Source organism: Curtobacterium sp. MCBA15_016, assembly GCF_001865105.1.
Taxonomy (GTDB): Bacteria; Actinomycetota; Actinomycetes; order Actinomycetales; family Microbacteriaceae; genus Curtobacterium.
Genome location: NZ_MJGR01000033.1, coordinates 31,702 through 53,155 on the forward strand (window position 1 = coordinate 31,702; position 21,454 = coordinate 53,155).

Sequence of the window (21,454 nt, forward strand, 5' to 3'; positions counted from 1 at the left end):
GGTATGTGGAACTCTCAGTCTGGGCTGCGGGGACGCCGGGCACCTGCCCAGCCGCCGCGGATACCGTCCTCACCGTGACTGCACCACGGACCGGCACCATCAGCATCCCCCGAACGTCGGGGATCGCGCCGGTCCGTGCCCGCTCCCGCTCCTGGTTCCGCGGCCTCGTGTCGAGCATCGGCACCGCCGTCGTCCGTACGCCCGAACTGACGGTCGGCGCGTTCGGCGTGATCGTCTGCGCCGCCTTCGCCTGGGTCCCGTCGCTCTGGTACGACGAGGCCGCGACGGTCACGAGCGCCCAGCGGACCTGGCCGCAGCTCTGGGCCGAGCTGCACAGCGTCGACGCCGTGCACGGGCTCTACTACTCGCTGATGCACGTCTGGTTCTGGCTCGTCGGGTACACACCGTTCACGCTGCGGTTCCCGAGCGCCCTGGCCATCGGCGTGGCCGCGGGGCTCCTCGTCGCGCTCGGGCGCCGGCTCGGCGGACTCCGCCTGGGCATCACCGCCGGGCTCGTGTTCCTCGCGCTGCCCCGCGTGCAGTGGGCCGGGTCCGAAGGTCGGCCGTACGCCACGATCACGACCCTGGCCGTCTGCCTCACCCTCGTCGGCCTGACCGCGGTCCGCCGCACCCGGACGGGTCGCAGCCTGCACTGGTGGGCGGCCTACGGGGCACTCGCACTCGTCTCGGTGACCTTCAACGTCTACCTCTCGCTCGCGGTCGTCGCGCACGCCGTGACCCTGCTGTGGACGCTGGTGGCCCGCCGCGCGGCCGTCCGTCGCGCCACGGTGTCCCGCCGCGGCCACGACCTGGGTCCGGCGCTCGTCACCCGCGGGGTCCTGGTCCGCTGGGCCGTCGCAGCCGCCTTCGCCGCCGTGGCCGTCTCGCCGCTCGTCGTCGAGGTCGCCTCGCAGTCGAAGCAGGTCGCGTGGATCGCCGGCATCGGCGAGCGCACGGGTGTGCAGGTGTTCGCCACGGCGTGGTTCGGTGGCGTCGACGTGTACGCCGCGGGCGCGTGGGCGCTCATGCTCGTCGGCACGGTGTTCGCCCTCGTCGAGGCGCACCGGCGCTCCGCCACGGTCCGGTCGCTCGTCCGAGCGCAGGCGGTCCGCGTCGCCGTGCCGCTCGTCGTCATCCCGACGGCCGCGCTCGTGCTCGCCACGGCGATGGGGAAGCACCTGTACTCCCCGAAGTACGCCACCCTCAGCCTGCCGTTCGTCGCGCTGCTCATCGCCCTCGCCCTGACGCTGGTCCGGCCGAAGGCACTGCTCGCCGCAGCCGTGGCCGCCGTCCTCGTGCTGTCGGTGCCGACGGCCGTGGCCGTGAAGGAGCCGCTCGCGAAGCAGGACTCGACCTGGGCCCGTGCCGCCTCGATCATCGCCGAGCGGAGCACGAACCGCGCCGACGCCGACGAGGGTGTCGTGTTCGGCAGCGTCTACGGGCACCCCGGCACCACCGCCGACGTCATCCGCGTCTCCTACCCGTCGGCGTTCGCGGGCATGACGGACCTCGGCGTGCGCAAGGTCGGAGCCGAGTCCGGCGTCCTGTGGAACCAGACCGGTGACCTCGAGACGACGATCCCGAGCCGCCTGGGCGACATCGACACGGTGTGGTTCGTCGGCGGGACGGTGAAGGCACGCAACATCGAGCCGGAGACCGCCGCGGTGCTCGCGGAGCACGGCTTCACGGCGAAGGAGCACTGGAAGACCGGCACGGTCGTCATCACGGAGTACGTCCGGAACTGACCGGACGAGGCCCGCCGCCCGCGGCCGTCCGACGGGGCCGTGCCACCGTCGGTGCAGGACGGTCAGTGCAGGACGCGGGCGCCGTGCACCGGTCCGGCGGCACGCACCGCGACCATGCCGGCGGCGCTGAGCTCGACCTGCACCTCGAGCGCGGCATCACGTTCGGCGACGAGGAACGCCACCGTCGGCCCGCTGCCCGACACCAGTCCGGCGAGGGCACCGGCCTTCTCACCGATCTCGAGCGTCGTCGCGAGCGCGGGCTGGAGGCGCATCGCCGGGGCCTGCAGGTCGTTGTGCAAGCAGTCCGCGAGCAGGTCGGGATCGCCGGCGCGGAGGGCCTGCAGCACGTTCGCCTCGACCACGGGCGTGGTGGGTGCCGGCGCGATGTCCGCACGGTACCGCTCACGGTGTTCGTCGAGGGCCCGGTACACGGCGGGCGTCGAGAGGCCGGCGTCGCTCAGGGCGAGCACCCAGTGGAACTCGCCCTTGGCCAGCGCCGGGCTCAGCTCGTCGCCGCGCCCGGTCCCGACCGCGGTCCCGCCGGCGAAGGCGAAGGGCACGTCGGCGCCGAGCTGCGCGGCGAGACGCAGCAGTTCCTCACGCCCGAGCGCGGTCCCCCACAGCGTGTCGACGGCGAGCAGGGTCGCTGCGGCGTCGGCCGATCCACCGCCCATCCCACCGGCGACCGGGACCTGCTTGTCGATGGTGAGCCGGACGCCCCCGCGGTACCCGGCAGCGTCGGCCACGAGGCGCGCGGCCCGGATCGCGAGGTTCGACTCGTCGACCGGCACCGACCGGGTGTCGATCGGCCCGGTGAAGGTCACCGAGAAGTCGTCCGCCGGCTCGGCCGAGACGTCCTCGTACAACGAGACCGCCTGGTACGCCGTCGCCACGTCGTGGTACCCGTCGTCCTGCAGGGCCCCCACCGACAGGTAGACGTTGATCTTCCCGGGGGCGCGCGTCCGCACACGGGTCGGTGCGGCCAGCGTGGTCATGCCCCCAACCTATCCCGACGCAGCCGCGAAGCCGCGCGCGAGGTCCGCGAGGATGTCGTCCACGTGCTCGAGTCCGATGGACAGCCGGATCAGCCCGTCCCCGACCCCCGCGGCCGCCCGCTCCGCCGAGGTCATCTGCACGTGGGTCGTCGACGCCGGGTGCACGACGAGCGAGCGCACGTCGCCGATGTTCGACACGTGGTCGAACAGCTCGAGCGCCGCGACGAACCGCCGCCCGGCGTCGACCCCGCCGTCGAGGTCGAACGCGAGCACCGCCGACGGACCCGCCGGCACGTACCGCTGGGCGAGTTCGTGCCACGGCGACGACGGCAGCCCGGCGTAGTGCACGCCGAGCACCTGGTCGTGCGCGTCGAGCCACGTCGCCACCGCGGCCGCGTTCGACACGTGCCGGTCCATCCGGAGCGACAGGGTCTGGATGCCCTGCAGGACGAGGAAGGCGTTGAAGGGTGCGATCGCCGGCCCGAGGTCGGCGGAGAGCTTCGAGCGGGTGCGCTGGATGAAGGCGCGCCGCCCGAACTTCGCCGCGAAGTTCGTGTTCGCGAACCCGGACTGCTCGGTCGTGGCGAGCTGCGGGTACCGCTCGGCGTGCGCCGCCCAGTCGAAGTTCCCGCTGTCGACGATGAGTCCGGCGATGGCGCTGCCGTGCCCGGCGAGGTACTTCGTCGCCGAGTGCACGACGATGTCCGCACCGTGCTCGATCGGCCGGACGAGGTAGGGCGTGGCGATGGTGTTGTCGACGATGAGCGGCACGCCGTGCTCGTGCGCGACACCGGCCACCCCCGCGAAGTCGAGGACGTCGCCGCGCGGGTTCGGGATCGACTCGCCGAAGAACGCCTTCGTCTCCGGACGGACCGCCGCCGCCCACTCGTCGAGGTCGGTCGGGTCCTGCACGAACGTGAACGCGATGCCGAGGTCGCCCAGGGTGGAGGCGAAGAGCGTGTAGGTCGCGCCGTAGAGCGACGCACTCGACACGATGTGGTCTCCGGCGCGGGCCAGGCCGAGGACGGCGAGCGAGGTCGCAGCCTGCCCGGACGCGAGCGCGAGGGCGCCGACACCGCCCTCGAGGTCCGCGATGCGCCGCTCGAGCGCCGCAGCCGACGGGTTGTTCACCCGCGAGTACGTGTGACCGGGCGCGTTGAGCATGAAGCGATCGGCCGCGTCCTCACCCGACGGGTACACGAACGCGGCGCTCTGCGCGATCGGCGGCACGTTGGCACCGAACCCGGGGTCCGCCCGGAAGCCGGCACGGATCTGCCGGGTCTCGAAGGCCCAGCCGGCCTCGGTGCCGTCGGAGGCGTCGCCCATCAGACGACCGCCCCGGACGGCGCGGCCACGGACGGCCGGACGAGCGGGATGACCTGCTCGCCGAACCGGTCCATCTCCTCGAGCTGCGGCGAGAACTGCAGCAGCAGCGTGTCCACCCCGGCGTCCTCGAACTCGCGGATCCGCGCGGCCACCTGCTCCGGCGTCCCCACGAACCCGGGGCGCAGGCCGCGGTTCGACACCGAGTAGTCCTCGAGCGAGGGGACGTGCTCGAGCTGCGACTTCGAGATGAAGTCCTGGTACGACTCGTACGCGTTGCCGTGCTGCACGTCGGTGATCCGGGCGAGCTCGGCCTGTGCCTCCTCCTCCGTCTCGCGGACGATGACGTAGGCGGCCATGCCGAACGCCTCGAACGGCGACAGCCCGGCGTCGACACGGCGTTCCTTCATCTCGGCGATCTTCGTCCGGAGCTCCTCGACGGTGCCGCCGTGGGTCACGTAGGCGTCGGCGTACCCGGTGATCGCCGCCTTGCCGGCCTCGCTCTCGCCGCCGGCGTAGATGCGCGGGGTGACCCGGGGCTTCGGCTCGAGGTGGCTGTTCTCGATGTCGTAGTACTCGCCGTGGAAGGAGTACGGCGTCTCCCGCCAGAGCCCCTTCATGATCTCGACGAACTCCGCCGTGCGCTTGTACCGGTCGTCGTGCTCCGAGAAGATGCCGCCGTACTGCTTGGCCTCTTCCGCCCACCACGCGCTCACCACGTTGAACGTGAACCGGCCGCACGAGATGTCATCGATCGTCGCGGCCTGCTTCGCCGTCACCGCGGGCAGGTGGTACCCGGGACGCATCGCCGCCATGATCTCGAGGCGCTCGGTCGTCGCCGCGATGGCCGCGGCGAGCGACCAGGCCTCCAGCGAGGGCGCGGCCGTGCCCTTGATGTCGTTGAGGTTGAGCTCCGGCACGAGCGTCAGGTCGAAGCCGATCCGCTCGGCGCGCTGCGCCAGCCGCTTCACGTAGTCGAAGGTGACCGGCATGTTCTCGTTGTCGACGTTGCGCAGCCAGCCGCCGAAGAGCGGGGTCCAGTATCCGAATCGCACGGGGTGAGTTCCTTGGGGAGGTGGGGAGGGACGGACTGGAGGCGCGGGGCGGGCCCGCACCGCGCCTCCAGTCCGGTGGATCTTGCGTTCTCAGGCCGTGAGCTGCGCCGCGTACTGCGTCTCCAGCAGGCCGCCGAGGTACCGCGCGATGGAGCGCGGGCCGGAGGCCGGCGCCGTCTCCTCGACGGCGGGGTTGTAGTTCGTGTTCGTGTTGATGTCGTAGACGACCGTGCGACCGTCCGTCGTCTCCATGAACTCGACGCCCGCGATCTGGATCCGCTGCTCCGCGAGGAACCCGCGGAGCTGCTGGACGAGCGGGTGCTCGGCGGTGACCTCCGTGCGGACGCTGAACGCCGGGGGTGCCCCGGCGGCCTCGGTGCCGGGGACGTCGCAGACAGCACCCGCGATGACCTGCGGGACCTCGCACGCGTCGGCCGGGCACAGCTCGAAGCTGCCGGCGCTCGTGTCGACGCGGACGGCGTAGACGAACTCGCCACCGACGAACTCGACGCGCGTGATGAACGGCTCGCGGGCCGTGAGGTACTCCTGCAGCAGGGTGATGCCGTCGACGGGCTCCTCGAACTCCGGGCTGTCGACGTAGGCGTCGAACTCGGCAAGCGAGTCGAACCGGCGGACGCCGAGGCCCTTGCCGCCCTGGTTGTGCTTCGTGATGAACGGCACGTCCTGGCCGCCGGTGAAGTCGTGGGCCGCCTGCTTGAGCGTCGTGCGCCCGAAGACGGCCGTGGTGCGGGGCACGTCGAACCCGGCGTTCCGGAGCAGTCCGTGCTGGGCGACCTTCGAGACCTCGAGCTCGAGGACGTGGCTGCCGCCGACGACCGGTCGACCGGCACGCTCGAGCCAGCCGAGGACCGCGCGGGTGTACTCCTTCGAGTGCTCGTGCCCGCGCGTGTGGGAGCTCGCCGACATCCGCGACCAGTACACGCCCGGTTCGGGGTCGGCTGCGAGGTCGATCTGTCCCTCGGTGAGGAGGATCTCCTCGACGGGGACTCCCTCGGCCTCGAAGGCAGCGGCGAGCGGCGGGAACCACTCGGGGTTCTCGTGGATGACGTACACGCGGGGAGTGCTCACCTCGCCACCCTAGGCACGGCCTGCCGGGAGTCGCCAGGTGTGTGACGCGGGTTTACTCCGTCAGCGGGCGAAGGTCTGCTGGCCGACGACGCCGAGGAGCTCGAGCTTCTGCGCGTCCTCGCTGCCCGTCGGTGCCGTGAAGAGCAGCAGCGCCTGCGTCTGGCTCGTCGTGTGGAGCACCTGGCAGTCCACGGTGATGCGACCGAGCTCGGGGTGGACGAACGTCTTGTGGTCCTCCCACCGGCTCGCCACCTCGTGCAGGGACCACAGCGCTCGGAAGTCCGCGCTGTTCGCCTCGAGGTCGGCGATGAGCTCCGCTGCCCGGGTGTCCGTCGGTCCCGCGGCGCCGACCGCGGCGCGGAGTGCGGCGACCTGTGCCCGGGCGAGCCGCTCGTGCTCCTCCGGCGCGTACTTCGCCCGTTCGTAGCCCGTCATGAACCAGCGCCACGGCTGGTACCGCTCGTTGCCCGGCAACCCCGTGGTCGTGCCGAGGAGCGCCGCCCCGAGCCGGTTCTCGACGAGGGTCTCCCCCAGGTCGTTCACCACGATCGCCGGGGTGTCCTCGAGGCGGTCGAGCACCCGGAGGATCGCGGGGTCGACGTGGTCGGAACGGTGGACCCGAGCGGGCGCGTTGTGCCCGGCGAGGCGGAACAGGTGGTCGCGCTCGTCGAGGCTGCAGCGGAGCGCCCGGGCGATCGCCGCCACCATCTGCTCGGACGGCTGCGGTCCGCGCTGCTGCTCGAGGCGCGTGTAGTAGTCGGCGGACATCCCCGCCAGCGCGGCCACCTCCTCACGCCGGAGGCCCGGCGTGCGACGGCGCTGTCCGGAACCGAGCCCGACGTCCTCGGGGCGCAGCAGTTCGCGGCGGCGGCGGAGGAAGTCGGCGAGCCCGGGGCGGTCCATGCCTTCATCGTGCACCGGGCCCGGCGACCGTGCCAGGGATCGGCGGTCCCCCGATGACGGCGCTCTGGTTCGGGCGGTCGGGCGGGTGGATCGTGGTCGTCATGGACATCACGAACTCCACCGTCTTCATCCCCGGCGCGACCTCGGGCATCGGCCTCGGGCTGGCCCAGCGCCTGCAGGCAGCGGGCAGCACCGTCGTCATCGGCGGCCGACGTCGCGCCCTGCTCGACTCGCTGCACGACGAGTACGGCTTCGGCACCGTCGAGCTCGACGTCACCGACCCGGCGTCGATCACCGCCGCTGCCGCCTCCGTCATCGATGCCTACCCGTCGCTCGACGCCCTCGTCACGATGTCGGGCATCATGCGCGCCGAGGACCTGCGATCGTCGGAGCACCTGGCCGACGCCGTCGCCACCGTCGAGACGAACCTGCTCGGCACCATCCGCCTCATCGACGCGTTCCTGCCGCACCTGCTCGGTCGTCCGGCGTCGACGATCGTCACCGTGTCGTCGGGGCTGGCGTACACACCGCTCGCCGCGACCCCGACCTACAGCGCCACGAAGGCCGCGGTGCACTCGTACACGCAGTCGCTCCGCCAGCAGCTGACCGGGTCACCCGTCTCGGTGCTCGAGCTCGTGCCGCCGGCGGTCGCCACGGACCTGATGGGCGAGGGCGTCGACTTCGGCGGGATGCCGCTGTCCTCGTTCCTCGACGAGGTGGTGTCGCTGCTGCAGGCCGGCGCCGCGCCGGAGATCCTGGTGCAGAACGTGCTGCCGCTGCGGTGGTCGGAGCGGGACGGGACGCAGCAGCAGCTCATCGAGGCGCTGGCGTCGCGGGGGCACTGACGACCGGCTCGCCGGCCTCCGCTGGCGGGTCGGCGGGGGCGCAGTCCGCCTCGCTCAGTCGGTGGCGCCGTCCGCCTCGCCGCGGGCTCCGCGCCGTCGGATCACGCCGTCGAGGATCCGGTTGACGAGTCGCCAGGCCGGCCACGCGAGGGCCCCGACCAGCGCCGTGTCGACCGGGCGGTCGAGCGCGCGGATCACGACGTACGCGCCGGTCATCGCCAGGCCGGTCGACAGGGCGGCGTTGAGGCGGCGGGGCGTCCAGCCCTGGTCGTGGCTGTGGTCGTGGTCGTGGTCGTGGTGGTCGCCGTCGCCGTCGCCGTCATCGTCATCGTCGGGAAGGCGGTCGAACGTGATCCCCCACGCGACGAACAGCCCGCCCAGCACGACGGCCACCCACGCGGCGGCGTCGGACGGATCCCGGAGCAGCGCGAGCACGGCGAAGACCACGATGGCGCACCCTGCGACCACTGCCGTGAGCAGGAGGACGAGTGCGGAACGGGAACGCGGTGCAGACACCCGTCGAAGCCTAGGGCCATCCGGTCGATCCGCGCGTGCCCCGTTCGGGACCCCGGTTCAGAGTGCCGCGAGCAAGTCCTGGAGCTCCGCCTTGGCGACGGGCATGCGTTCCGGTCCGGTGAGCCGTTCCCGCTGCACGGCGATCCGGACCGTGCCCGCCCGGGAGCCGTCCTCGATGGTGAGCAGCACCGACTCGCGATCGGGGAACATCCACCGCGCCGACGGCCGCTTCCCACCCCGGCGTTCCGAGGTCGGGGCGAACCCGAACGCCGTCGTGCAGACCGGCACGACCCCGTCGAGCACCGTCTCGCGCTCCCCGGGCACCTGGCGCGACGCCGACACCGCGAACGAGCCGTCCGATCGTTGCCCGGGGATCCGGAGGCCCCGCGCCTGCTCGTACCCGATCGTGACGCCCTGCGCCCACCACGGCTCGACGCCCTGTTCGACGATCCAGGCGGCGATGGTGGCGTGCCCGATCGTCCGTCCGTCGATCTCGTCGATGCGGGCGTACCAGTCGTCCGGCGTGCGACCGGTCGCCGCGAGCACGTTGTCGGCGGCCATCCCCTGCGCGTGCGATCGCACCGTCCCGTCGGTCATGCCGCCATCGTAGGGGCGGTGCGATCGCATCACGCTCGTGCTCTCGTCAGGGACTCGTCCAGCCGCTCGAGCGTCGACGCGCTCGGGTGCCACGGACGAACTGCTGGGGTGTGAAGATCGGGAGCAGCGAGGGATCGACCTCTCCGAAGTACTGGTCGACGGTCACGATGCCGTCCGCGCCGGACGCCATCACCATCGCCGCCTGGACCGAGTCGAGGGCGGGGAGACCGAAGCGCTCGCGGTAGTACATGACGTCCTCGAGCAGCGGTGTGAGCAGACGGATGCCTCCGAGCGTGTCCCCGTGAGACGGACTTCTCGGAGGGCGAGGTCGAAGGCAGCGTCCTGGAGCTGGAGCTCGAGGACGTCGTTGCAGAACAGCGTCGTGTCCGCCAGCACCATCCGTTCGAGGAAGCCGGCGGCCGAGTCGTGCCCAGGAGCGCTGCGCTCGAGTGCGGCGACGACGAAGCTCCGCTCGAGCACCACCGCAGCGGGCATCCGCGCCACGTCCTCCATCGGGAAGACACGGTACGGCTCGTCGATCGGAGCGAACTCCAGCGGCATGTCCTCGGACACCCCGCCAGGCGTGACGAGTGGGACGGGGAGCGATCGTGAAGGTCGACGTGCTGAGGATCTCGCGGACCCGTTGTGCGCGTTCCGCCGGGGTGCCGGTCGGTCGGGTACGACGTGCTTCGATCTCAGCAGGAGTGAGCGTGCGATGTGCGAAATGCGGACGACGGGTGCTGGTCATGGTGTCTCCTTCGGTTCGTGGGGACGACCGTAGGCGGGCACGGAGCCGGTCTGCAAACATGTTGGATTTCCATGACTTCGGGGCAGGTGCTCGCGCTCGACACCGCTTCCCACGAGGATGGACGGTGATGAACGACCGCCTCGCCACCGTCCAGCGCATCGTCGCCGAAGCCGGCATCGACGCGACCGCCCGGGAACTCCCCGACTCGACCCACAGCGCCGCGCAGGCCGCCGCCGCGCTCGGCACCGAACCGGGAGCGATCGCGAGCAGCCTGCTGTTCCTGGCCGACGGGGAACCCCTACTCGCGATGACGTCCGGCCGGCACCGGGTCGACACCGACCTGCTCGCCGCCCAGATCGACGCGACCGAGCTCACCATGGCCACCGCGAAGCAGGTCCGCGAGATCACCGGGCAGCCGATCGGCGGCGTCTCCCCCGTCGGGCACCCGGCCCCGATCCGCACGGTGGTCGACGAGGCGCTCCGCGAGTACGACACGGTCTGGTCGGCGGCGGGGACCGCGAACAGCGTGCTCCCCCTGACCTTCGAGCAGTTGCTGTCGCTGACCGGTGGGACGGTCGTCCGGGTCAACGACCACTGATGGCGACGCGGACGCGGGTCGAGCTGGGGCGACGAGAGGACCTCGGCGCCGACTGCGCGAACTGCTTCGGCCTGTGCTGCGTCGCCCTGGCGTTCGCGAAGTCCGCGGACTTCCCGTTCGACAAGGACGCCGGCGACCCGTGCACGAACCTCGACGACGCGGACGGCTGCCGGATCCACCCGCACCTGCGTGAGCGGGGCTTCTCCGGCTGCACGGTGTTCGACTGCTCGGGGGCCGGGCAGAAAGTCTCCCGGCACACCTTCGCGGGCCGCTCGTGGCGCGACGACCCCGAGACGCGGCGGTCCATGTTCGCCACGTTCCCGATCGTCCGACGACTCCACGACCTCCTGCGGTACCTCGACGAGGCGATCACCCTCGTGCGAGCGACACACGATGAGACCTCCTGGGTCGCGGCCTTCGAGCACGTCCGCCTGCTGAGCGACGGAACGCCGGAGGACCTCACCACCCTCGACGTCGACGCGGAGTACGACCGCGCCCGTCCGCTCCTGCTCGACGCGAGTGCGATCGCGCGTCGGCAGGGTCCGGTCGGTGCCCACGCACAGCGGGTCGGTCCGGGGACGGACCTCGTCGGCGCGGACCTGCGCGGGGCCGACCTGCGCGGGGCGACGCTGCGCGGGTCGCTCGCCATCGCAGCAGACCTCCGGGGCGCCCGGTTGGAGCGCTGCGACCTGCTCGGCGTGGACCTCCGCGACGCGGACCTGCGCGGCACCGATCTCCGTGGCGCGGTGTTCCTCACGCAGATGCAGGTCAACGCGGCGCGGGGCGACGCGGCCACGGTCCTGCCGGAGGGGTTCCAGCGCCCCGGGCACTGGAGCACGACGGCGGACGCGGCCGCCGGGGTCACTCCGCCGCGGCGAGGACCGTCCGGCCGAGGCGCACGAAGTCGTCGGCGCTGAGCATCTCGCCCCGAGCCGTCGGGTCGACCCCGCCGGCGGTGAGGAGTTCCGACGCCCGGGCACTGCTGCCGAGGACACCGGAGAGGCTCTGGCGGAGCATCTTCCGCCGCTGCTGGAACGCCCCGTCGACGAGCGCGAAGACCTGCGCCCGCAGTGCTTCGTCCCCGGGCGGGTCGTGCCGGTCGAACCCGACGAGCACGCTGTCGACGTTCGGCACCGGCCAGAACACCTGCCGGCTGACCTGTCCGGCGATCGACCACGACCCGTACCAGGCGGCCTTCACGCTCGGCGCCCCGTAGACCTTGCTGCCGGGGCCCGCGGCGATGCGGTAGCCGACCTCGGCCTGCACCATGACGAGCGCCCGTTCGATCGACGGGAAGGTCGCCAGCAGGTGGAGCAGCACCGGGACGGAGACGTTGTAGGGCAGGTTCGCGACGACGTGCGTGGGCGCCTCGGGCAGGTCCGTCGCGGCGACGGTGAGGGCGTCCTGGTGGATGACCTCGAGCCGGGCCGCCGGTTGCATCGTGGCGACCGTGGTCGGCAGCTGTGCGGCGAGCCGGCCGTCGATCTCCACCGCGGTGACGGACGCGCCCGTCTCGGTCAACCCGAGCGTCAGCGAGCCGAGACCGGGACCGATCTCGAGCACCTTCGAGTCGGCGGTGACCCGACCGGACGCCACGATGCGACGGACCGTGTTCGCGTCGTGCACGAAGTTCTGGCCGAGCTTCTTCGTCGGCGTGACGTCGAGCTGGGCCGCGAGGTCCCGGATCTCCGCCGGGCCGAGGAGCGATGCCACTACTGCTCCACCGTCACGGGCTCGGCGTCCCACGCGCCGTAGACGAGCTCGGTGGTCGAGGCGATCTGTGCCGCGAGCATCGAGGCGTCGGTCCCGAGGGTCTCGGCCATCGACCGGAGGGTGAGCGGGATGAGGTACGGCGCGTTCGGGCGACCGCGGAACGGCGTCGGCGTGAGGTACGGGGCGTCGGTCTCGACCATGATCAGGTGACGCGGTGCGACCTCGAGCGCGGCGCGCAGGGGGGCCGCGTTCTTGAACGTCACGGTGCCGGCGAACGACATGTACCAGCCGCGCTCCGCGCAGAGCCGGGCGAGGTCGGGACCGCCGGAGAAGCAGTGGAACACGGTCTTCTCGGGAGCGCCGACACGGTCGAGGACCTCGACCACGGCGTCGTGCGCGTCGCGGTCGTGGATCGTCAGCGCGAGGTCGTGCGCCTTCGCGATGCGGATGTGCTCCTCGAACGAGCGGACCTGGGCGTCGCGGCCGTCCTCGCCGGTGCGGAAGAAGTCGAGACCGGTCTCACCGATCGCCCGGACCCGGGGCAGTGCCGCGAGCCGTTCGATGCCGGCGAGGTGCTCGTCGAGGAGACCCTGTTCCTGCAGCGACGGCGCCTCGTTCGGGTGCAGCGCCACCGCTGCGAGGACCCGGGGCTCACGAGCAGCGATCGCCGCCGACCACTCCGAGGTGGCCAGGTCGGTGCCGACCTGCACGACACCGCGGACGCCGACGCTCGACGCGCGGTCGAGGTGTTCCCGGTAGTCCAGCGCGCCGTCGCCGCCGTCGGCGATCTCCATGTGGGTGTGGTTGTCGTAGACCGGGACGACGAGCGCCTCGGGCAGGGGCGGGTAGGTGAGGTCCCGCTTGGACCCGTCGCCGTCACCACGGGCGCGGAGGTGGGCGTCGGTCACGCTGCGCCCTGCTCCGACTGCTCGATGCGCGGGAACAACCCGGACTCGAGCGGGACCACGGTCGAGGCACCCTGCCACTCCCAGGCACGGTCCACCCGCTGCTCGGCGATCGATCCGCCGGCACCGATCGAGGCCCAGAGCTTCTCGGTCGCCTTCGGCATGACCGGCGAGAGCAGGACGGCGACGGTGCCGAGCCCACGGAGCGCGGTGGCCAGGACGGTGCCGAGCCGCTCGCGCTGCGCGTCGTCCTTCGCCAGCGCCCACGGCTGCTGCTCGGTGATGTACCCGTTCAGGGCGTCGACGAGCTCCCACACCGCGGCGATGGCCTCGTGCGGGGCGAACGCGGCGATGGCGGCGTCCGCGCGCTCGGTGACGGAGACCGCGAGCGCGTCGATCGCTTCGTCGGACGAGGTCAGCGGCCCACGCTCGGGCACCGCACCGTCGAAGTACTTCTGCAGCATCGCGACGAGGCGGGAGGCGAGGTTGCCGAAACCGTTCGCGAGCTCGGCCTGGTAGCGGGCGGAGATGTCCTCCCAGCTGAAGTTGCCGTCCTGCCCGAAGGTGATGGCACGGAGGAAGTAGTAGCGGAAGGCGTCGGACCCGAACGTGTCGGTGATCTCCGACGGCGCGATGCCGGTCAGCTTCGACTTCGACATCTTCTCGCCGCCGACGAGCAGCCAGCCGTGGCCGAACACGCGCTCGGGGACGGGCAGCCCGGCGGCCATGAGCATCGCCGGCCAGATCACCGCGTGGAACCGTGCGATGTCCTTGCCGACGATGTGCACGCTCGGCCAGAGGCGCTGGAAGGCCTCGTCGTCGTCGGTGCCGTACCCGAGCGCCGTGACGTAGTTGAGCAGGGCGTCGAACCACACGTAGAGGACGTGGTCGTGGTCCCACGGGATCTGGATGCCCCAGTCGAAGCTCGACCGCGAGATCGACAGGTCGCGCAGACCCTGCTTGACGAACGAGATGATCTCGTTGCGGACGCTCTCCGGCTGGATGAACAGCGGGTTCGACTCGTACAGGTCGAGCAGGCGCTGCTCGAAGTCGGACATGCGGAAGAAGTAGTTGCGCTCGGACAGCACCTCGACCGGGATCGAGTGGATCGCGCAGACCTGCTGCCCCTCGTACGCACCGGTGCCGGGGACGAGGTCGCTCGGCTGCTTGTACTCCTCGCAGCCCACGCAGTAGAAGCCCTCGAACTCGCCCGCGTAGATGTAGCCGTCGTCGTACAGCTTCTGCAGGAACGCCGTCACGCCGCGCTCGTGGCGCTCGTCCGTGGTGCGGATGAAGTCGTCGTTCGCCACGTCGACCGTGTCGAGGAGCGGCTTCCACGCATCGGTCACGAGCCGGTCAGCCCATTCCTTGGGCGTGACGTCGTTGGCCGAGGCCGTCCGCAGGATCTTCTGCCCGTGCTCGTCGGTGCCGGTGAGCAGCCAGGTGTCGTCGCCGCGCTGCCGGTGCCAGCGCGCGAGGACGTCCGCGGCGACCTCGGTGTAGGCGTGCCCGATGTGGGGCACGTCGTTCACGTAGAAGATCGGCGTGGTGATGCTGAACGAGGACCCGTCGGACATGCGGACCATCCTACGGGCGGGCGGGAGCCGCATGACGCGCCCCGCGCGCCACCTGTGGAGAACCGGACGGGAGGCGCGGTGCGTGTCCGGAGCCGCGCCTCCAGTCCGGTGACGCTCGCGTCTACCGCGCCGCCAGCGCGCCCTCGTAGAGGTCGCGCTTCGACAGCCCCGTCGCGTCCGCGACGGCCGCGGCCGCCTCCTTCATGCGCGACCCGGCGGCCACCCGCTCCAGCACGAGCCGGACGCCGTCCTCGATCGTCGTGTCGTCGAGCGCACCGGTCGACCCCTCCACGACCACGCAGATCTCACCGCGCACCCCGTCGGCTGCCCACGCCGCGAGCTCCGCGAGGGACCCGCGCCGGACCTCCTCGTGCAGCTTCGTCAGCTCGCGGCAGACGACCGCGCGCCGGTCGTCCCCGAAGCCCGCGGCCATGTCCGCGAGCGTGTCGCCCAACCGGTGCGGCGACTCGAAGAACACCATCGTCCGCTGCTCCCCGGCGAGCGACGCGAAGAGCCGCCGACGTTCCCCGCCCTTCCGCGTCGGGAACCCCTCGAAGCTGAAGCGGTCGGTCGGCAGCCCCGACACGGCGAGCGCCATGAGCACCGCCGAGGGGCCCGGCAGCGCGGTGACTGTGACCCCGGCGGCCGCGGCGGCCTCGACGAGGGGGAAGCCCGGGTCGCTGATGGCGGGCATGCCGGCGTCGGTGAGGACGACGACGTCCTCGTCCCGCGCGAGCTCGACGACCTCGGCTGCCTTCGCCCGTTCGTTGTGCTCGTGCAGTGCGATGAGGCGCGGGCGGTTCTCGATGCCGAGCGCCCGCATGAGGTGGATCGCGGTGCGGGTGTCCTCGGCGGCGACCACACTCGCGTTCGAGAGGGTCTCGACCAACCTCCGGGAGGCGTCTCCGAGGTTGCCGATGGGCGTTGCTGCGAGCACGATCACGGGACCATTGTGGTCGCCTGTGCGCGGCTGCGGGGACATGGCGCCGATCCGTAGGATGCTCTCCGATGACCAGCGAGCTGACCGACGACCGCACCGCCGTCCCCGACGGGCCGGTCGGCTCCCGCCTCGACGACTGGTGGGGGCGCACGCTCTCCACCGCCAGGCGCGTCGCCGTCTGGCGCTGGGCCGGGCCCCTGGCCGTCACGCTGCTGGCCGCGGTGCTGCGGCTCGTCGCCCTCGGACACCCGCACTCGCTCGTGTTCGACGAGACCTACTACGTCAAGGACGGCTGGTCGATCGTGCACCTCGGGTACGAGGGCACCTGGCCGGGCAACCCCGCCGACAGCTCCCTGCCGACGACGGACCAGCGGTTCGCGTCCGGTGAGACCTCGCTGTTCACCAGCGCTGCGGAGTTCATCGCGCACCCGCCGCTCGGCAAGTACCTCATCGGCCTCGGGATGCTCCTGTTCGGCGCGGACAACTCGTTCGGCTGGCGGTTCGCCGTGGCGGTGCTCGGCATCGCGACCGTGTTCCTCACGGCGGTCATCGCCCGGTCGCTCTTCCGCTCGACGCTGGTCGGCACCCTCGCCGGCTTCCTGCTGGCGATCGACGGGCAGGCGATCGTGCTGTCCCGTGTGAGCCTGCTCGACGGGATCCTGACGTTCTTCGTGGTGCTCGGCTTCGGCGCGCTGCTGCTCGACCGTCGCTGGACGTCCAAGCGGCTCGACGCCTGGGTCGCCCGGCGCACGGCAGCCGGCCGCGACACGCTCTGGGGACCGGTGCTCTGGTGGCGTCCGTGGCTGATCGCGATGGGGGTGGCGCTCGGACTCGCGACCGCGACGAAGTGGTCCGGCATGTACTTCCTCGCGTTCTTCGCGGTGTACTCCGTCCTGACCGACATGATGCTGCGGAAGCGGGCCGGCATCGAGTTCTGGTCCTCGAGCGCCTGGCTGCAGCAGGGACCGGCGTCGTTCCTGCTCACGGTGCCGATCGCCGCGGTCACCTACGTCGCGTCGTGGGCCGGGTGGTTCGTGTCGAAGGACGGCTGGGACCGCGACTGGATCGCCACGGGCGGGCAGCGCTGGACCGGCGTGCTGTCGTGGGTGCCGGACAGCCTGCAGAACTGGTGGCACTACCAGTCCGAGATCTACGGCTTCAACATCGGCCTGCACACCCCGCACTCGTACCAGGCGAACCCACTGCTCTGGCTGCTCATGCAGCGGCCCACGTCGATGTACTACGTCGGCACGAACGCCGGTCAGGAAGGCTGCACGGCGACCCGCTGCGGGGAGGCCATCACCGGCATCGCGAACCCGTTCATCTGGTACGCGGCGGTCATCGCGACCGTGGCGCTGCTGGTGCTCTGGATCCTGCGCCGCCGGTGGGAGTACGCCTTCGTCCTGATGGGCGTCGCGGCGGGGTACCTACCGTGGCTGCTCTACGTGAACCGAACGGTGTTCCAGTTCTACACGGTCTCGTTCGAGCCCTTCATGGTGATGGCGCTCGCCGCGGCGATCGGGTTGGTGCTCGGTTCACGGGACGATCCACGGCCACGCCGGACCCGAGCGGTCGTCTGGGTCGGCGTGTACCTCGGGGTCGTGGTGCTCGCGTCGGCGTACTGGTTCCCGATGTGGACCGGTATGCAGATGCCGTGGGACTTCGTCCGGTCGCACTACTGGGTGCCGAGCTGGTTGTAGCGCTCGGCCGCCGCGGTGCCGGGACTGCGGCGTGCGCGGCGTCAGGACTGCGCGTGCAGCGCTCGCTCGATCGATTCGCGGTCGAGCGGGTCGCCGAGCATGGGCGCTTCCCGTTCGCCCGGGAGCACGCCCTCGATGAGGACCTCGGCGTAGCGGCGCCACGCGTTCGGGTCGTGCGCGCGGGTGGTGTCCGCGACGGCGCCGACCATCGAGGTGAGCATCGGCAGGTCGCGGTAGTCGAACCCGACCCGCACGACGCCGGCGTCCCGCGCACGGCGGATGATCTCGGAGACCTGGGTCTCGAGTCGATCGCGTTCCTGCACGATCGACGGACGCGACTTGCCGGCACGCACGATGGCGTCGGCGAGGGCCCGGTCGCGCGCCCGGAACTCGAACACGCCCATCAGGTACACCCGCAGGGACTCGCGCGGATCGGACTCGTCCGCCGCACGTGCCGCGGCGTCGTTCATCGCCTCGAACTTGGTGGCGAGCAGCGCCTCGATCAGGGAGTCCTTGTCGGCGAAGCGGCGGTAGACCGTCCCGACGCCGACCCCGGCCTCGTGCGCGATGTCGTTCAGCGTGACCGACAACCCGCGTTCCGCGAAGCACTTGCGTGCCGTCTGCAGGATCAGCTCGCGGTTGCGTGCTGCGTCGGCGCGGAGGGGGCGCTCGAGGTCGGTGGTGCTCACGGCCTCGACGCTAGTTGAACTTTCTGGGAATAAGCGGATGCGGACCTTCCGTTTCGGTCTACACTGGTCACAAGCGGATGCATCGCATCCGCTTCACCCCTCCCTCTCCCGGAGCGCCCGACGGCGCGTGCTCCACCATCCCTCCACCTTCTCGAAGGAGGCTGCCGTGACGGCAGAACAGACCGTGCCGACCCCCACCGGGACAGCACCCACGACTTCCGGCTCCACGCCCGACAAGAGCAACCACCGTTGGATCGCCCTGGCGGTCATCGCCCTCGCGCAGCTGATGGTCGTGCTCGACGCGACGATCGTCAACATCGCACTGCCCTCGGCCCAGGCCGACCTCGACTTCGGCACCGACCAGCGCCAGTGGATCGTCACGGCGTACTCGCTCGCGTTCGGGTCGCTGCTGCTCCTCGGCGGGCGGCTCGGCGACCTCTTCGGCCGGAAGAACACCTTCATCATCGGGCTCGTCGGCTTCGCCGTGGCGTCCGTGCTCGGCGGCCTGGCGGACTCGTTCGGCCTGCTCGTCGCCGCTCGTGCACTGCAGGGCGTGTTCGGCGCGCTCCTCGCCCCCTCCGCGCTGGGCATGCTGACGACGACCTTCCGCGACCCGAAGGAACGCGGCCGTGCGTTCGGCATCTTCGGGTCGATCGCCGGCTCCGGTGCCGCGATCGGCCTGCTCCTCGGCGGCGTGCTCACCGAGTACGCGTCGTGGCGCTGGTGCCTCTACGTGAACGTCGTGTTCGCGGTGCTCGGCGTGATCGGCGCCCTGGTGTTCATGGCGAAGCCGCCGAAGGTCGAGCGCCCGCGCATCGACGTCGCCGGCGTCCTCACGATCACGGCCGGGCTCGTCGGCGTCGTCTACGGCTTCTCCAACGCCGAGACCAACGGCTGGGACTCCCCGGTCACGATCGTCATGCTCGCCGCGGGCGTCGTGCTCATCGCGGCGTTCGTCTTCATCGAGACCCGCGTCGCGCACCCGCTGCTGCCGCTCCGGGTCGTGCTCGACCGTGACCGCGGTGGCTCGTTCATCGCGATCGGCCTGGTGGCGATCGGCATGTTCGGCATCTTCCTGTTCCTGACCTACTACCTCGAGCAGACCCTCGGGTTCAGCTCGCTGCAGACGGGTCTGGCGTTCCTGCCGATGCCGCTGTCGATCATGATCTCGGCGACGCAGATCGGTGGTCGCCTGCTCCCCCGCGTCGGGCCGAAGGTGCTCATCTTCGCCGGTGGTCTCGTTGGGTCGATCGGTCTGCTGCTGCTCCTCCGCACGGACCTCGACAGCTCCTACGCGGGCACCGTCCTGCCGGCGCTCATCGTGATCGGCCTCGGCATGGGCACGATCTTCTCGTCCGCGATGAACACCGCGACGACCGGGGTCGCCCGTGCCGACGCGGGCGTGGCCTCGGCGACGGTGAACACGATGCAGCAGATCGGCGGCTCGATCGGCACCGCGCTCCTGTCGACGATCTTCGCGGACGTCGTGGCGAACAGCCTCTCCGGGCTCTCCGCGGCGCCGACGAAGCTCCAGCAGGCGCAGGCCGTGCTCGACGGGTACCACGTGGCGTTCGGCATCTCGGCGGGCGTGCTCGTCCTGGTCGCACTGGCCGGTGGGCTCCTCATCAACCGCCAGTCGGTGCGGCTCGCGAAGCTCGAACACGCCAGCGCGGCGACGACGGGCAGCATCCCGACCGCGGCGCACTGACCCGTCCCGCTCGACACGTACGGCCCGTCCCGGTTCTCCGGGGCGGGCCGTTCGTGTGCGCGGGCTCGCCCTGGGTTGCACGCGGTCTTCGACAACCCGCGGGTGGATCGACTCGCGGAACGTCGCACTCCGCGCGGGACCCCCTCGCGCCCCGACCCGATCCGCGCCAGGATCGAGGGGTGACCGAACACCAGGAAGACCACGCCGCCGTCGTCTCCGTCAGCCGCGACACCGATCACCGGTTCAGCAAGCCGGTCGTGGACGAGGTCGTGCTCGTCGCCGGCTGGGGCATCGAGGGCGACGCACACGCCGGCACCACCGTCCAGCACCGGTCCCGGGTCGCGCGGGACCCCTCGCAGCCGAACCTGCGGCAGGTCCACCTGCTGCACACCGAACTCTTCGACGAGGTCGCCGAGGCCGGGTACGAGGTCGCCCCGGGCCAGATGGGCGAGAACGTGACCACCCGCGGCGTCGACCTGCTCGGGTTGCCGACCGACACGCTCCTGCACCTCGGCGACGACGCCTGCGTCCGCGTGACCGGCCTGCGGAACCCCTGCCAGCAGATCAACGACTTCGAGCCTGGGCTCCTCCGCGCCGTGCTCGGTCGTGCCGAGGACGGCTCGGTCGAGCGCAAGGGCGGCGTGATGGCCGTCGTCGTCACCGGCGGGGTCGTCCGCCCCGGAGACCGCATCCGCGTCGAGGTCCCCGCCGGCACGCCGGAACCGCTCCGTCCGGTCTGACGATCCGCCGCAGGACGCGGCCCGGTTGCGCCGTGTGTCGGTTTCCCTCGCACACGTCAGGGGTGCCGATTACCCTTTCCGGCATGGCCCCCGTCCTGACCTCGCCGCTCGTGTCGACGCAGTGGCTCGCAGACCACCTCGGTGCTGACGAGCTCGTCGTGCTCGACGCGTCCGTGCACACCGCGGGGACCGGTCTCGAGACGACGTGGCAGACGGCGCGGGACTCCTACGAGCAGCGCGGACACGTCCCCGGCGCCCGGTACGCCGACCTCGTCGAGGCGTTCTCCACGCCCGACGCCGACGTCCCGTTCACCCGACCCGGCGCCGAGCGGTTCGAGTCCGCCGCCGGCGACCTCGGCGTGACGAACACCTCGACGGTCGTGGTCTACGACGACAGCGTCGGCGAGTGGTCGGCGCGGCTCTGGTGGATCTTCCGCTCGTTCGGCTTCGACTCCGTCGCTGTGCTCGACGGGGGCTTCACGAAGTGGCGGGACGAGGGTCGCCCGGTGCGCGTCGGCGCGCTCCGATCGGCGCCGAAGCCAGCGTCGACCCCGGCGTCGCACGTGGGCGACGCGACGGCGACCACGACCTTCCTCGCGGGCGAGGAGCGTCCGCTCTGGGCCGACCACGAACGAGTCCTCCGTGCCGTCTCGGGCGAGCAGCCCGCGTCGCTGGTGTTCGCCGCGCCCGAGTCCGCCCTCGGCGCCGAGCACCCGCCGATCGTCCCCGGCAGCACCCCGATCACCGTGGACACGCTCGTGGACCCCACGACGAACGCGTACCTGCGCCGTCCCGCCCTCGAGCAGGCCTTCGCGTCCGTGCTCGACGCCGATGAGATCGTCACGTACTGCGGTGTCGGCAGTGCCGCGTGCGTCGACGCCCTCGCGCTGACGGTGCTCGGCCACGAGAAGGTCCGGGTCTACGACGGGTCCCTGCTCGACTGGTGGCGGCGCGAGCCCGAGGCACTGGCCTCCTAGCCCGACGACCCGGGGGCCGACGCTGGCGACACCGGCGGCCGACACCGCCGACACCGGCGGCCGACACCGGTGACACCGGCAGCCGACCCCG

21 protein-coding genes are annotated in these 21,454 nt (G+C 71.6%); 8 read left to right on the plus strand and 13 right to left on the minus strand.

All coding sequences use genetic code 11. The annotated features are described in order from the left end of the window. Nucleotides 1-74: 74 nt before the first annotated feature. The gene (locus BIV03_RS13455; protein WP_071296059.1) at nt 75-1,745 is read left to right on the plus strand and encodes a hypothetical protein; all 1,671 of its coding nucleotides are present in this window, start codon (nt 75-77) and stop codon (nt 1,743-1,745) included. A 62-nt stretch (nt 1,746-1,807) separates the two neighbouring features. Here BIV03_RS13455 and BIV03_RS13460 read toward each other — a convergent pair whose 3' ends face one another. From BIV03_RS13460 to BIV03_RS13480, 5 genes are all read right to left on the minus strand, one after another. Then, the gene (locus BIV03_RS13460; protein WP_071296060.1) at nt 1,808-2,740 is read right to left on the minus strand and encodes a 4-(cytidine 5'-diphospho)-2-C-methyl-D-erythritol kinase; all 933 of its coding nucleotides are present in this window, start codon (nt 2,738-2,740) and stop codon (nt 1,808-1,810) included. 9 nt (nt 2,741-2,749) lie between these two features. Continuing rightward, complete coding sequence (locus tag BIV03_RS13465; protein ID WP_070418108.1) at nt 2,750-4,066, minus strand: O-acetylhomoserine aminocarboxypropyltransferase/cysteine synthase family protein; 1,317 nt, start codon at nt 4,064-4,066, stop codon at nt 2,750-2,752. Then, nucleotides 4,066-5,118, minus strand: a complete 1,053-nt coding sequence (locus BIV03_RS13470) for an LLM class flavin-dependent oxidoreductase (protein WP_071296061.1) — start codon at nt 5,116-5,118, stop codon at nt 4,066-4,068. Before BIV03_RS13470 ends, BIV03_RS13465 begins: the two co-directional genes overlap by 1 nt. 90 nt (nt 5,119-5,208) lie before the next feature. Beyond that, nucleotides 5,209-6,207, minus strand: coding sequence for a RimK family alpha-L-glutamate ligase (locus tag BIV03_RS13475; RefSeq protein ID WP_070418106.1), 999 nt, complete (start codon nt 6,205-6,207; stop codon nt 5,209-5,211). A gap of 60 nt (nt 6,208-6,267) precedes the next feature. Then, the gene (locus BIV03_RS13480; RefSeq protein WP_071296062.1) at nt 6,268-7,110 is read right to left on the minus strand and encodes a helix-turn-helix transcriptional regulator; all 843 of its coding nucleotides are present in this window, start codon (nt 7,108-7,110) and stop codon (nt 6,268-6,270) included. Nucleotides 7,111-7,163: 53 nt separating this feature from the next. Here BIV03_RS13480 and BIV03_RS13485 point away from each other — a divergent pair, with 53 nt between their 5' ends. After that, nucleotides 7,164-7,955: an SDR family oxidoreductase gene (locus tag BIV03_RS13485; protein ID WP_254790896.1), complete on the plus strand. Its 792-nt coding sequence runs from the start codon at nt 7,164-7,166 to the stop codon at nt 7,953-7,955. 54 nt (nt 7,956-8,009) lie between these two features. On the opposite strand, the gene BIV03_RS13490 is transcribed toward BIV03_RS13485, so the two are convergent. From BIV03_RS13490 to BIV03_RS19190, 3 genes are read right to left on the minus strand one after another with little or no spacing between them, the layout of a single operon-like run. After that, nucleotides 8,010-8,471 (minus strand): hypothetical protein, encoded by a 462-nt coding sequence (locus tag BIV03_RS13490; RefSeq protein WP_071296063.1) that lies wholly within the window; start codon nt 8,469-8,471, stop codon nt 8,010-8,012. A gap of 57 nt (nt 8,472-8,528) precedes the next feature. Beyond that, the gene (locus BIV03_RS13495) at nt 8,529-9,068 is read right to left on the minus strand and encodes a hypothetical protein (protein ID WP_071296064.1); all 540 of its coding nucleotides are present in this window, start codon (nt 9,066-9,068) and stop codon (nt 8,529-8,531) included. Between the two features lie 46 nt (nt 9,069-9,114). Then, nucleotides 9,115-9,318 (minus strand): hypothetical protein, encoded by a 204-nt coding sequence (locus tag BIV03_RS19190; protein WP_071302825.1) that lies wholly within the window; start codon nt 9,316-9,318, stop codon nt 9,115-9,117. A 625-nt stretch (nt 9,319-9,943) separates the two neighbouring features. Between BIV03_RS19190 and BIV03_RS13505 the strand changes: the two genes are divergently transcribed. Next, on the plus strand, nt 9,944-10,414 hold the full coding sequence (locus BIV03_RS13505; RefSeq protein WP_071296066.1) for a YbaK/EbsC family protein: 471 nt from the start codon (nt 9,944-9,946) through the stop codon (nt 10,412-10,414). After that, on the plus strand, nt 10,414-11,331 hold the full coding sequence (locus BIV03_RS13510) for a pentapeptide repeat-containing protein (protein ID WP_071296067.1): 918 nt from the start codon (nt 10,414-10,416) through the stop codon (nt 11,329-11,331). Before BIV03_RS13505 ends, BIV03_RS13510 begins: the two co-directional genes overlap by 1 nt. Here BIV03_RS13510 and rsmA read toward each other — a convergent pair. The 4 genes from rsmA to rsmI form a co-directional block, all read right to left on the minus strand. Continuing rightward, nucleotides 11,276-12,127, minus strand: a complete 852-nt coding sequence (rsmA, locus tag BIV03_RS13515) for a 16S rRNA (adenine(1518)-N(6)/adenine(1519)-N(6))-dimethyltransferase RsmA (RefSeq protein ID WP_070418099.1) — start codon at nt 12,125-12,127, stop codon at nt 11,276-11,278. The genes BIV03_RS13510 and rsmA overlap by 56 nt on opposite strands. Continuing rightward, on the minus strand, nt 12,127-13,035 hold the full coding sequence (locus tag BIV03_RS13520) for a TatD family hydrolase (RefSeq protein WP_070418098.1): 909 nt from the start codon (nt 13,033-13,035) through the stop codon (nt 12,127-12,129). Before BIV03_RS13520 ends, rsmA begins: the two co-directional genes overlap by 1 nt. Continuing rightward, entirely contained in the window at nt 13,032-14,609 is a 1,578-nt protein-coding gene (gene metG, locus BIV03_RS13525) for a methionine--tRNA ligase (protein WP_071296068.1), read from the minus strand. The genes BIV03_RS13520 and metG overlap by 4 nt, the downstream gene beginning before the upstream one ends. Before the next feature lie 121 nt (nt 14,610-14,730). Further along, complete coding sequence (gene rsmI / locus BIV03_RS13530; RefSeq protein ID WP_070418096.1) at nt 14,731-15,552, minus strand: 16S rRNA (cytidine(1402)-2'-O)-methyltransferase; 822 nt, start codon at nt 15,550-15,552, stop codon at nt 14,731-14,733. Between the two features lie 65 nt (nt 15,553-15,617). Here rsmI and BIV03_RS13535 point away from each other — a divergent pair, with 65 nt between their 5' ends. Further along, the gene (locus BIV03_RS13535) at nt 15,618-17,249 is read left to right on the plus strand and encodes a dolichyl-phosphate-mannose--protein mannosyltransferase (RefSeq protein ID WP_071296069.1); all 1,632 of its coding nucleotides are present in this window, start codon (nt 15,618-15,620) and stop codon (nt 17,247-17,249) included. Nucleotides 17,250-17,290: 41 nt separating this feature from the next. On the opposite strand, the gene BIV03_RS13540 is transcribed toward BIV03_RS13535, so the two are convergent. Then, a complete protein-coding gene (locus BIV03_RS13540; protein WP_071296070.1) occupies nt 17,291-17,938 on the minus strand; it encodes a TetR/AcrR family transcriptional regulator in 648 nt (215 codons plus the stop codon). 166 nt (nt 17,939-18,104) lie between these two features. Here BIV03_RS13540 and BIV03_RS13545 point away from each other — a divergent pair, with 166 nt between their 5' ends. From BIV03_RS13545 to BIV03_RS13555, 3 genes are all read left to right on the plus strand, one after another. Continuing rightward, a complete protein-coding gene (locus tag BIV03_RS13545) occupies nt 18,105-19,646 on the plus strand; it encodes an MFS transporter (RefSeq protein WP_071296071.1) in 1,542 nt (513 codons plus the stop codon). 179 nt (nt 19,647-19,825) lie between these two features. Then, nucleotides 19,826-20,386, plus strand: coding sequence for an MOSC domain-containing protein (locus tag BIV03_RS13550; RefSeq protein ID WP_070418093.1), 561 nt, complete (start codon nt 19,826-19,828; stop codon nt 20,384-20,386). A gap of 83 nt (nt 20,387-20,469) precedes the next feature. Then, nucleotides 20,470-21,363: a sulfurtransferase gene (locus tag BIV03_RS13555; protein WP_071296072.1), complete on the plus strand. Its 894-nt coding sequence runs from the start codon at nt 20,470-20,472 to the stop codon at nt 21,361-21,363. Nucleotides 21,364-21,454: the final 91 nt, after the last annotated feature.